The sequence below is a fragment of the Micromonospora sp. NPDC006766 genome (genome assembly GCF_040636055.1).
Taxonomy (GTDB): domain Bacteria; phylum Actinomycetota; class Actinomycetes; order Mycobacteriales; family Micromonosporaceae; genus Micromonospora.
Window position 1 is genome coordinate 123940 of record NZ_JBEYIX010000003.1, and the last position, 10931, is coordinate 134870.

A 10931-nucleotide genomic window follows, 5' to 3' on the forward strand; every position below is an offset into this window, starting at 1 on the left:
GCCTGTCGCAGGCCGGAAGGGTGGTGTGCCACCGGGCACACCTGTCGCTGCTGGTCGCTCCGCCCGGAGTACTCCGGACACGACAAAGTGCGCCTGGGGCCACAATCCGCCAGGCGCACACAGAGTCTCTGGAAACCAAAACTGCAACGTGTTTACCGTATCACGACTGGCGGGACGACGCAGCCCTGTCCGGAAGTTCCGGCACGCCGGCGATCAACGCGGTCAGCCCGTCGGCGTCGAGCAGGTCGGCCGGCCGGACGGTGACGCCGTCCCGTACGTAGTGGAAGGCGGCACCCACCCGCTCGGCCGGCACCCCGGCCAGCTCGGCCCAGGCCAGCCGGTAGACCGCGAGCTGCACCGCCACCGCCTCGGCCTCCCGCCCGGTGGGTTGGCGACCGGTCTTCCAGTCGACCACGTCGTACCGGCCGCCGGGGCGGGTGAAGACGGCGTCCATCCGGCCCCGGACCACCACGCCGGCGATCACGGTGGCGAACGGAACCTCGACCTCCACCGGCATCCGCTCGGCCCACTCGCTGGCCAGGAACCGCTCCTGTAGCTCGGTGAGCGCCTCGTCCGGGGCCGCGTCGTCGTCCGCCGCGCCGGGCAGCTCGTCCACGTCCAACAGCCGGTCGGCGCCGAACCGCTGCTCCAGCCAGGCGTGGAAGGCGGTGCCGCGCCGGGCGTACGGGTTGGGCTCGGCGGGCATCGGGCGGCGCAGCGCCCGGGCCAGCGCCACCGGATCGCGGCGCAGCGCCACCAGCCGAGTCACCGACAGCTGCCGGGGCAGCTCGACGTCGACCGCCTCCGCCCGGTGGGCCAGCTCCGCCCGCTCGGCCAGCAGCAAATCGGCCTCCCGCCGCCAGCGGACCACCTCCGGATCCACCTCCGGGCCCACCGCCGGGCCCACCGCCGACGACGATTCAGCCGCCGCACCGCCGCTCGTCCGGACCATCGCCTCACGGTGGGCCGCCGCCGGCTCGGCGAGGTAGCGACGGACCAACGCGGCGGCCTCGGCCAGCGCGGGCCGGCGGGCACCGAGCGGGTCGGCCGGCCACTCCGCCCGGAGCACCACCTCGGTGGTCGGGTTCACCGCATCACCGGCCGGCTCGGGCGCCCACTCGTCGACCAGGTGCCCGGCCGCGCCGGCCAGGCAGGCGTCGTGCACCTCGCGCAGGAAAACCGAGGGCCCACGGAATTTCTTCGTGCCCTCCCCCCACCAGTAGCCGGAGCAGAGCAGCAGCCGCCGGGGCCGGGTCACCGCCACGTACGCCAGCCGGCGCTCCTCCCGCTCGTCGTGCGCCCGCCAGCCGTCGGCGAAGTCCGCCAGCGCCCGAGCCACCCCACGCTGGTCCTCCGCCCCGGCCAGGCCCAGCTCGGGCAGCCCGTCGGCGTCGCCGCGCAGCGGGAACGGCAGCACGCCCAACCCGCCCAGCCAGTGGTCGGAGTTGCGCACCGGCCCCGGCCAGACCCCCCGGGTCAGCCCGGCCACCGCCACCACGTCCCACTCCAGACCCTTGGCGGCGTGCGCGGTCAGGATCTGCACCGCGCCCTCCACCACCTCGACCTCACCGGGGGTCAGGCCGCGCTCCTCGTCCTCGGCGGCGGCCAGGTAGGCGAGGAAACCGGCCAGGGTCGCGCCGGGCGTCTCGCCGCTGAACCGGGCCGCCACGTCGCCGAGCGCGTCCAGGTGCCCCCGGGCCAGACCGGCGTCGCCGGTGCCGTCCCGGCCGGCCCGGACCGCCACCTCCACGTCCAGGCCGATGGTCCGCTCGATGTCCGCGATCAGCTCCGGCAGGGACTGGTCCAGCCGATAGCGCAGCAGCGCCAGCTCCATCCCGTACGACCGCAGCCGCGTATACCCCTCCGCCGAGTACGCCTGCGCCGGCCCCAGGTCGGCCAGCGCCTCGACCAGGGTGGCCTCGTCGAGGACGTCCACGGTGATCTCCGGCCCGTCGTCGCCGGCCAGCTCCCGACGGGCCCGCGCGATGGCCTTCGCCCGCCGGTGCAGGGCGACCAGGTCGCGCGGCCCGATCCGCCAGCGCGCCCCGGTGAGCAGGCGCAGCAGCGCCGCCCCGTCGGTCGGGTCAGCGAGCACCCGCAGGGTGCAGACCACGTCCCGGACCTCGGGAGTGTCCAGCAGGCCGCCCAGCCCGACCACCTCGACCGGCAGGCCCCGGGCGCGCAGTGCGGACTCGATGGCGGGGATCTGGCTGCGCAGCCGGACCAGCACGGCGGTGGTGGGCCGCCGGGGCACCGGGAGATGCTCGGGCAGGGCGCCCGGCATCCCGGCCGCCCCGCGCCAGGCCGCGAGCACGCTGTCGGCGATCCACTCGGCCTCGTCGGCGTACGTCTCCAGGAGCGCGCAGTGCACGGTGCCGGCCGCCTGCCCGCGGGGGCTGCGGTGCGGGATCGGGTCCTTGACGCTGAGCGCGGCGTGCAGCTCCGGCACCCGGGCGCCGGCCGCCCGCAGCGGCACCGAGAGCGCGTTGGCGACGCCGAGGATCTCCGGGCGGTTGCGCCAGCTCGTGGTGAGGCCGAGCACCCGGGCCGGGGCGCCGTCGGCGCGGGCGAACTCGGTGGGGAAGCGGTCCAGCGTGCCGGCGCTGGCGCCGCGCCAGCCGTAGATCGACTGGCACGGGTCGCCGACCGCGGTGACCGGGTGGCCACCGCCGAAGAGCGCGTTGAGCAGCACCACCTGAGCGTGGCTGGTGTCCTGGTACTCGTCGAGCAGCACCACCCGGAACCGGTCCCGCTCGATCAGCCCGACGCCGGGGTGGCGCCGGGCCACCCGGGCGGCGCGGGCGAGCTGATCGGCGAAGTCCATCGCCTCGAAGTCGTCCTTGCGCCGCGCGTACGCCCGGACCAGCGGCAGCAGCTTCAGTCGGTTCTGTTGGAGCTGCAACGCCTTCCGGACGTCGGCGTAGACCCGGCCGGGGCGGGACTGCACGTCGGCGAAGAACCGGCCGGTCCAGGCGGCCAACTCGTCCGGCTCGACCAGGTGCTCGTCCAACTCCCCAGCCAGCGCCAGCACCGCGTCGGTGACGGTGCTGGGCATCCGGTCCACCTCGGACATGTCGCCGTCGTAGTTGCGTACGAGCAGGTCGACGAGCTGCCAGCGGGACGCCTCGGTGAGCAACCGGGTGGTCGGCTCGTGGCCGGCGCGCAGCCCGTGCTCGGTGACGATCCGCCCGGCGTACGAGTGGTAGGTCGAGACGGTCGGCTCGCCGGCCAGAGTGTCGTCCTGGATCCCCCGGCGTGGCCGGCCGAGCCGACGGATGAGCTGGTCGAGCCGGGTACGCACCCGGTGCGCCAGCTCGCCGGCGGCCTTGCGGGTGAAGGTGAGCCCGAGGATCTGCTCGGGCCGCACGTAGGCGTTGGCGACCAGCCAGACCACCCGGGCGGCCATCGTCTCGGTCTTGCCCGAGCCGGCCCCGGCGACCACCAGCAGCGGCTCGACCGGCGCGGCGATGATCGCCGCCTGCTCCCGGGTCGGCGCCGGCAGCCGCAGCAGCTTCGCCAGCTCCACCGGGGTGTACCGGGGACCGGCGTCCGCCGTCCGGGGGGTCGGCGTCGCGCTGGTGAAGAGCGTGGGCTGGGTCACTGCTGCTCCGGGCGGCGAACGGTCGGCGGCTCGACCACCTGGCGCCCCTGCCCGGAGACCGGGCAGCTCGTCCGGACCGGGCAGACCCGGCACTTGGAGTTGGCGACCGCGGCAAAGGTGGCAGCGGCCATCGTATCCGCGGTACGCCGGACCAGCGCGGTCGCCCAGCCGGCCTCCGGCCCTTCACCGGCGGCGGCCTGGGTCTGCTCCTTGGCCTCCCGGGCGCTCGTGCCGAGCTGCACCAGCGCGGCGCCCCCGGACTCGTCGCCGAACTCGGCGAACGCCCCCGCCTCCACCGCCGCCTGATACGCCCCGAGCTGCGGATGCTCGGCCACCTCCCGCTCGGTGACCGCGGTCGACTTGCCGGTCTTCAGGTCGATCACCACGAGCCGACCCTCGGCGTCCACCTCCAGCCGGTCCACCCGCCCGGTCAGCGCGACCGGCCGACGCGGGTCGTCGAGGCGTACCGCGAACTCGTGCTCGATGGCCAGCAGCCGGCGCGGGTTGCCGGCCAGCCAGCGCAGCAGCTTGTCCACCATGGCCTCGGCGCGGACGCGTTCCGGGCCGACCAGCCAACGGGCGGCCAGCTCGATCGCGTCGAACCGGGCGGCCACGTAGTCCACCAGGGTGGCCCGGTCGACGCTGGCGTCCTCGGCCAGCATGGCGGCGGCGTGCACCAGGTTGCCGACGCCCTGCGCGGCGCTGGCCGGGGCGGCGCCGCCGTGCCGTTCCAGCAGCCAACGCAGGCTGCACCGGAGCGCGCTCTCCATGGCGGACGGGGTGACCCGGACCGGCTCGCCCTCGTCGACCAGCGGCCGGTCGTCGGAGAGGCCGCGCAGCCCCCACCAGTCGTCCGGGTGCGCGCCGGGCACCCCGGCGGCGGCCAGTCGGGCCAGTTCGGCCGCCGCCGCGCGCCGCCGGGTGAGTGGCGCCGCCGGGTCGATCACCGCGGTACGCAACTCCGCCACCAGTGCGGACAGGGTGAGCCCGCGCGGCGGCAGGGTGACCGGAAGCACGGTCGGCTCCGGCTGGTCTCCGTCCGCGGCGGCGGGTGGGCCCAGCTCGAGCAGGAACCGGCTCGGCTGCTCCTCATGGTCGTCGCCGCCGACGGCCGCCGACGCGACCGCGGTGACCAGGAGTCGACGCCGGGCTCGAGTGACCGCGACGTGGAACAGCCGGCGCTCCTCGTCGAGCAGCGCCGAGGTCTGCCCGACCAGGCCGGCGCGCTCGCCGGTGCCGTCGGCCCGGCCGGCGAGCACGTCGACCAGCCGCTCGGAGCCGAGCAGGCTGCCGCGCAGCCGCAGGTCCGGCCAGACGCCCTCCTGCATGCCGGCGACCGCGACCAGGTCCCACTCCAGGCCCTTCGCGGCGTGCGCGGTGAGCAGGCGTACCGCCTCGCCCCGGTCGGCGCTGGCGGCCAGGGTGTCGGCCGGCAGGTCCTGCCCCAGCACGTGGTCGAGGAAGACCTCGGTGCGCGCGCCGGGCAGCCGGTCGGTGAACCGGGCCGCCGCGTCGAAGAGCACCAGCACCGCGTCCAGGTCCCGGTCGGCGGCCTCGGCCCGCCAGCGCTGGGCGGTCTCGTGTTCCCCGGTGGCCGCCCGGCCCCGGGTGATCGCCCCCGCCCAGCGCTCGGCCAGCCCGCTTTCCCGCCACACCGCCCAGAGCACGTCCTCGGCGGTGGTCGCCGGGGTGGCCGCCGCCTGCCGGGCGACCGCCAGCAGCTGCGCCACCGCCTGCGCGGGGGCGGCCCAGCGCCGCTCGATGGCCGCCAGCTCGGCCGGGTCGCGCAGCGCCTCGACGATCAGCTCGCCGGAGGGCCGGCGGTCGCCGGCGGCCAACGCGAGGGCGCGCAGCCCCTGCCGCAGCCGCCGTTCGGCGAGCGGGTCGGCACCGCCCAGCGGCGAGTGCAGCAGGGCGACCGCCGTCTCCTCGTCCAGCCGGTCGGGTTCGAGGGCGCAGCGGAGCAGGAGCAGCAGCGGGGCCACCCCGGGCTGCAGGTGCAGCGGCAGATCCTCGCCGTGCACCACGGTCGGCACGCCGGCGGTGTGCAGGGCACGCCGCAACGACGGCAGCTGTCGGCCGGTGGAGCGGACCAGCACCGCCATCCGGGACCAGGGCACCCCGTCGAGCAGGTGCGCCTCACGCAACGCGTGGGCCAGCCAGGCCGACTCGCTGGTCGCCGAGCGGAAGGTGCGCACCTCGACGGTGCCGGGCGGCGCGTCGGGCAGCGGGCGCAGCCGCCGGTGCGCCGCCGGCCCGCGCAGTCGGCGGGCCAGCCGGGTGGTCGCCGCCAGCAACTCCGGGCCGGCCCGGTACGACGTGGTCAGCAGCACCTGCGCGGCGGGCGCCCCGGAGGCGGTGCGGAAGCGGTGCGGGAAGGTGGTGACGCCGGCGGGGTCAGCGCCGCGGAAGGCGTACGTGGAGGAATCGGGGTCGGCGAACGCGACCAGGGGCTTGCCCCCGCCAGCGATGACGGCGAGCAGGTCGAGCTGAGCCGGATCGGTGTCGGCCAGCTCGTCGACGTAGACGTGGGCCAGCCTGCGGCGCTCGGCCGCCAGCAGCTCGGGATCGTCGAGCAGCAGGCCGGTGGCGGCCCGGACCAGCTCCGCAGGGTCGTACGCGATCGAGCCGCGGTTGCTCACGTCGCGAAGGGCGAGGACGGCGACGTACTCCCGCAGGAAGCGGGCGGCGGCCGGCCAGTCGGCGCGGCCCAGCTTCTCCCCCAGCCGGGCCAGCTCGACCGGGCCGACACCCCGCTCGGCGGCGCGCATCAGCAGGTCGCGCAGTTGCTGCGCGAACGCCCGGGTGCGCAGCGCCGGCCGCAGGTCCTCCGGCCAGCCGACCGGATCGTCGCCCGACTCCTCGCCGACCACGTCGAGCAGCTCGCGGATGATCAGATCCTGCTCGGGGCCGGTGAGCAGCCGGGGCGACGGCTCGCCCCGCTCGGCGGCGGCCCGGCGGAGCAGGCCGAACGCGTACGCCGGGAAGGTGCGGACCAGCGGTTCGCGGACCACCCGGGCGGTGCTGCCCGCGGCCGGCCCGTTCCCGGACGAATAGCCGGCGCCGGCGATCCGCGCCTCGATCAGGTGGCGTAGGTCGGTGGCGCCACGCCGATTGAAGGTGAGCACCAGGATGCGCTCAGGGTCGACCCCCTCGGCCACCCGGGCGGCGACCGCCTCGACCAGGGTGCTGGTCTTGCCCGTGCCGGGCCCGCCGACGACCAGCATCGGCCCGCCGGTGTGCGCGACCACCTCGGCCTGCCCCGCGTCCGGCCGGCGCGACGGTGGGTACGCGGCATCGCCCGTCGACCCCCCGGATCGACGCACCAACCGGTACGCCTGCATCACCCCATCCCACCACCTGACTACGACACCGTTCCCCTCCCCCTCCCACCCACTGGATGATCATGAGGTTAGGCGGGATTCCAGGAGGGTCAGGGCCTCCGGGATCGTGGGGGCGACCAGGAGGAGGTCGAGGGCGGCGGGTTTGAGGAAGTGGTGGGTGGCGAGGGTGCCCAGCCAGTCGAGCAGGGGGCGGTAGAAGCCGTCCACGTCGAGCAGCACCATGGGCTTGGCGTGCATGGCCAGGGTGGCGGTGGTCCACACCTCGAACAACTCGTCGAGGGTGCCGAGCCCGCCGGGCAGGGCGACGAACGCGTCCGACTTCTCGATCATCAGCGTCTTGCGGCTGGCCATTCCGTCGGTGACCAGCAATTCGTCGGCGGCCAGGTCGGCGACCTCCAGGTCGACCAGGGCCTGCGGGATCACCCCGAGCGTGTGGCCCCCGGCGGCCCGCGCGCCGTCCGCGACCGCGCCCATCATGCCGACGCGGCCGCCGCCGCTGACCAGGGTGTGCCCGCGCCGGGCCAGCTCCGCGCCGGTCTCGGCCGCCAGGTCCAGCCAACGCTGGTCGAGGGTACGGGAGGACGCGCAGAACACGCAGACTGAGGCCATCGGGTCAGCCCTGCCCCGTCGGCCGCTCGGACGCGGCCTCGGCGGCCTGCTGGTCGGCGGCGACCCGGGCGACCGCCTCCTCGCGGATCGCCTCCTGCTCGGCGGAGAGCACCGCCTCGGCCTCCACGATGTGCCGGACCGCCTCCTCGACGTCGTCGGTGAGGCAGATCAGGTCCAGGTCGGTCGGGCCGATCTTGCCCTCGGCGGCCATGCTGTCGCGCAGCCAGTCGATCAGGCCCCGCCAGTAGTCGAGGCCCATCAGCACCACCGGGAAGCGGGTGACCTTGCCCGTCTGCACCAGGGTCAGCGCCTCGAACAGCTCGTCCATGGTGCCGAACCCACCGGGCAGCACGACGAACGCCTGCGCGTACTTCACAAACATGGTCTTGCGAGCGAAGAAGTAGCGGAAATCGATGGCCAGGTCGACCCAGTCGTTGATGCCCTGCTCGAACGGCAGCTCGATGCCGAGCCCGACGGAGACCCCGCCCGCCTCGCTGGCACCCCGGTTGGCCGCCTCCATCACCCCGGGGCCGCCTCCGGTGATCACCGCGTACCCCGCCCGGGCCAGCGCGGCGCCCAGGTCCTCGGCCATCCGGCACTCGGGGCTCTCCGGCCTGCTGCGGGCCGAGCCGAAGACGCTGACCGCGGGCGGCAGGTCGGCCAGGGTGTCGAAGCCTTCGACGAACTCCGACAGGATGCGCAACGCCCGCCAGGCGTCCTTGGTCTTCCAGTCGCCCCGGCCCCGGGAGTCCAGCAGCCGCTGGTCGGCGGTGCTGGTCGGGATGGCGTGATTGCGCAGCGTGACCGCACCCCGGTGCCGTTCCCTGCGCGGACCGCGGCCGGACTGCCGCCCGTTGCTCTGGCTCATGGGGCCACCGTAATGGAGCCACGGCGGCCGGGCGTGGAGGCCGGCGAGCCGGAAAAATTCTTGGCGATCTTGGGCAACTAAATCGGTCGCCCGCACGTCTTACTATTCACACATACGGGGTATGCCCCGGCGCGCGCCTTCGGGGGAGGAGCCAGCGTTGATCAACAACACCGAGATGATCCGGATCCGCCGGCAGATGCAGCGGCGAATCCGCGACGTGGTGGCTGAGCGCCGCCGCGCCCGCATGATGGAAGCCCACCACGCCGACCTCACCGGCGAGTCCGCCGAGCCGGACACCTCGCTGACGACGACCGTCTGACGCAGCGCCGCACGATCCCGGGGGCCCACCGCACCGACGGGCCCCCGGTCGCGTATCCGGTGTCAGTTGGCGGCGAGCCAGCGGTACAGGGTGGCCGCCCCATCGCGGATCTTGGTCAACTCGACGTGCTCGTCCTTGTAGTGAGCCAGGTTGGGATCGCCCGGGCCGAAGTTCAGCGCCGGGATGCCCATCGAGGCGAACCGGGCCACGTCCGTCCAGCCCAGCTTGCCGATCGGGGCCGCACCCACCGCGGCCAGGAACTCCCGCGCCGGCGGGTTGTCCAGTCCCGGAGCCGCCCCGGCCGCCGCGTCGGTGACCGCCAGGTCGAAGCCGGCGAAGACCTCGCGCAGGTGCGCCTCGGCCGCCGCGGGGTCGCGGTCCGGGGCGTACCGGTAGTTGATCTCGATCTCGCAGCGGTCCGGGATGACGTTGCCGGCCACCCCGCCGACGATCCGGACCGCGTTCAGGCCCTCTCGATATTCGCAGCCCTCGATGATTACTCGGCGCGCCTCGTACCCGCCGAGCCGGCGCAGCACCTCGCCGGCGCCATGGATGGCGTTCACCCCGCGCCAAGACCGGGCCGCGTGGGCCCGCTCGCCGTACGTGGTGACGATCGCCCGCATGGTGCCCTGGCAGCCGGCCTCGACGACCCCGTACGTCGGTTCCAGCAGCACCGCGAAGTCGGCCTGGAGCCACTCCGGGTGGGCCTGGGAGACCAGCGTGAGCCCGTTGTACTCCGACTCGATCTCCTCGGCCTCGTAGAAGAAGTACGTGACGTCGTAACGCGGGTCGGGCAGGGTCACCGCCAGGTGCAGCGCGAAGGCCACCCCGGACTTCATGTCCGAGGTGCCGCAGCCGTACATCAGGTCGCCCCGCATGGTCGACGGGAAGTTGTTGTTGTGCGGAACGGTGTCCAGGTGGCCGGCGAGCACCACCCGCTGCGCCCGGCCCAGGTCGGTACGGGCCATCACCGTGTTGCCGTGCCGGTAGGTGGTCAGGTGCGGCACGCCCCGCAGCACCTCCTCGACGCAGTCGGCGATCGCCTTCTCGTTGCGGGAGACGGACTCGATGTCGACCAGCGCGCGGGTGAGCGCCACCGGATCAGCCAAGACCTCGGGGGTCAGCGGGTTCTGCATGTCTCGCACGGTACCGTCATCCTCGTGACGACCGCAGAAGCCGCCTGGGGCATCGGCCTGGCCACGATCACCGCTGACGACCTGGTGCTCGACACCTGGTACCCGACCGGCAAGCTCGGGCTCGGCGAGCTGCCCCTCGTCCCCGGGGAGGGCGAGGCCGACGTCCTCGACCTGCCGCCCGGCGCGGTCGGCGAGCGGGCGCTGCCCGGCCTGCGTACGGTCCAGGTGGTCACCGTGATCGGCTCGCTGGACGACCCGATCAAGGACGCTGCCGACGCGTACCTCCGGTTGCACCTGCTCTCCCACCGCCTGGTGCGCCCCAACGAGCTCAACCTCGACGGCATCTTCGGCAAGCTGGCCAACGTGGCCTGGACCTCGGCCGGGCCGTGCCCGCCGGAGCGAGTGGACGAGCTGCGCGTGATCGAGCGGGCCGCCGGCCGCCACCTCGCGGTGTACGGGGTGGACAAGTTCCCCCGGATGACCGACTACGTGGTCCCCGCCGGGGTGCGAATCGCCGACGCCGACCGGGTCCGGCTCGGTGCTCACCTGGCCTCGGGCACCACCGTGATGCACGAGGGCTTCGTCAACTTCAACGCCGGCACGCTGGGCACCTCGATGGTCGAGGGCCGGATCGTGCAGGGCGTGGTGGTCGGCGACGGCTCCGACATCGGCGGCGGTGCCTCGATCATGGGCACCCTCTCCGGCGGCGGCACCGATCGGGTGCGGATCGGCGAGCGGAGCCTGGTCGGCGCGAACGCCGGTGTCGGCATCTCCCTCGGCGACGACTGCGTGGTGGAGGCCGGCTGCTACATCACCGCTGCGTCGAAGATCACCCTGCCGGACGGCCGGGTGGTCAAGGCCCGCGAGCTTTCCGGCGTGGACGGGCTGCTCTTCTGGCGCAACTCGGTCACCGGGGCGCTGGAAGCCAAGCCGCGCACCGGCCGGGGCATCGAGCTGAACGCTGCCCTGCACGCCAACGACTGACGCGATCCGGGCCCGCGGCGGGAAAACCGCGGACCCGGACGCTTCCGGCAACTCCGGCTGGAGTCGCCGC

At 74.5% G+C, this 10931-nt stretch carries 7 protein-coding genes; 2 read left to right on the forward strand and 5 right to left on the reverse strand.

Annotated elements, in window-relative coordinates; all coding sequences use genetic code 11:
- Positions 1 to 160: 160 nt before the first annotated feature.
- Genes ABZ671_RS06205 through ABZ671_RS06220 form a run of 4 tightly spaced genes read right to left on the reverse strand, consistent with a single transcriptional unit; the run spans position 161 to position 8422 of the window.
- Positions 161 to 3601 (reverse strand): ATP-dependent DNA helicase, encoded by a 3441-nt coding sequence (locus ABZ671_RS06205; protein ID WP_357852078.1) that lies wholly within the window; start codon positions 3599 to 3601, stop codon positions 161 to 163.
- Positions 3598 to 6945 carry an ATP-dependent DNA helicase gene (locus tag ABZ671_RS06210; RefSeq protein ID WP_357852592.1) on the reverse strand — a complete coding sequence of 1116 codons (3348 nt, stop codon included), beginning with the start codon at positions 6943 to 6945 and terminating at the stop codon, positions 3598 to 3600. The genes ABZ671_RS06205 and ABZ671_RS06210 overlap by 4 nt, the downstream gene beginning before the upstream one ends.
- A gap of 60 nt (positions 6946 to 7005) precedes the next feature.
- Positions 7006 to 7554 carry a TIGR00730 family Rossman fold protein gene (locus tag ABZ671_RS06215; RefSeq protein WP_357852081.1) on the reverse strand — a complete coding sequence of 183 codons (549 nt, stop codon included), beginning with the start codon at positions 7552 to 7554 and terminating at the stop codon, positions 7006 to 7008.
- A gap of 4 nt (positions 7555 to 7558) precedes the next feature.
- Positions 7559 to 8422 (reverse strand): TIGR00730 family Rossman fold protein, encoded by an 864-nt coding sequence (locus ABZ671_RS06220; protein ID WP_357852084.1) that lies wholly within the window; start codon positions 8420 to 8422, stop codon positions 7559 to 7561.
- A 157-nt stretch (positions 8423 to 8579) separates the two neighbouring features.
- Between ABZ671_RS06220 and ABZ671_RS06225 the strand changes: the two genes are divergently transcribed.
- Positions 8580 to 8741 carry a hypothetical protein gene (locus tag ABZ671_RS06225; protein WP_357852087.1) on the forward strand — a complete coding sequence of 54 codons (162 nt, stop codon included), beginning with the start codon at positions 8580 to 8582 and terminating at the stop codon, positions 8739 to 8741.
- A 62-nt stretch (positions 8742 to 8803) separates the two neighbouring features.
- Here ABZ671_RS06225 and dapE read toward each other — a convergent pair whose 3' ends face one another.
- Entirely contained in the window at positions 8804 to 9877 is a 1074-nt protein-coding gene (gene dapE / locus ABZ671_RS06230) for a succinyl-diaminopimelate desuccinylase (protein WP_357852090.1), read from the reverse strand.
- Between the two features lie 24 nt (positions 9878 to 9901).
- Between dapE and dapD the strand changes: the two genes are divergently transcribed.
- Positions 9902 to 10861, forward strand: a complete 960-nt coding sequence (gene dapD, locus ABZ671_RS06235; RefSeq protein WP_357852093.1) for a 2,3,4,5-tetrahydropyridine-2,6-dicarboxylate N-succinyltransferase — start codon at positions 9902 to 9904, stop codon at positions 10859 to 10861.
- The last annotated feature ends 70 nt before the right edge of the window (positions 10862 to 10931 follow it).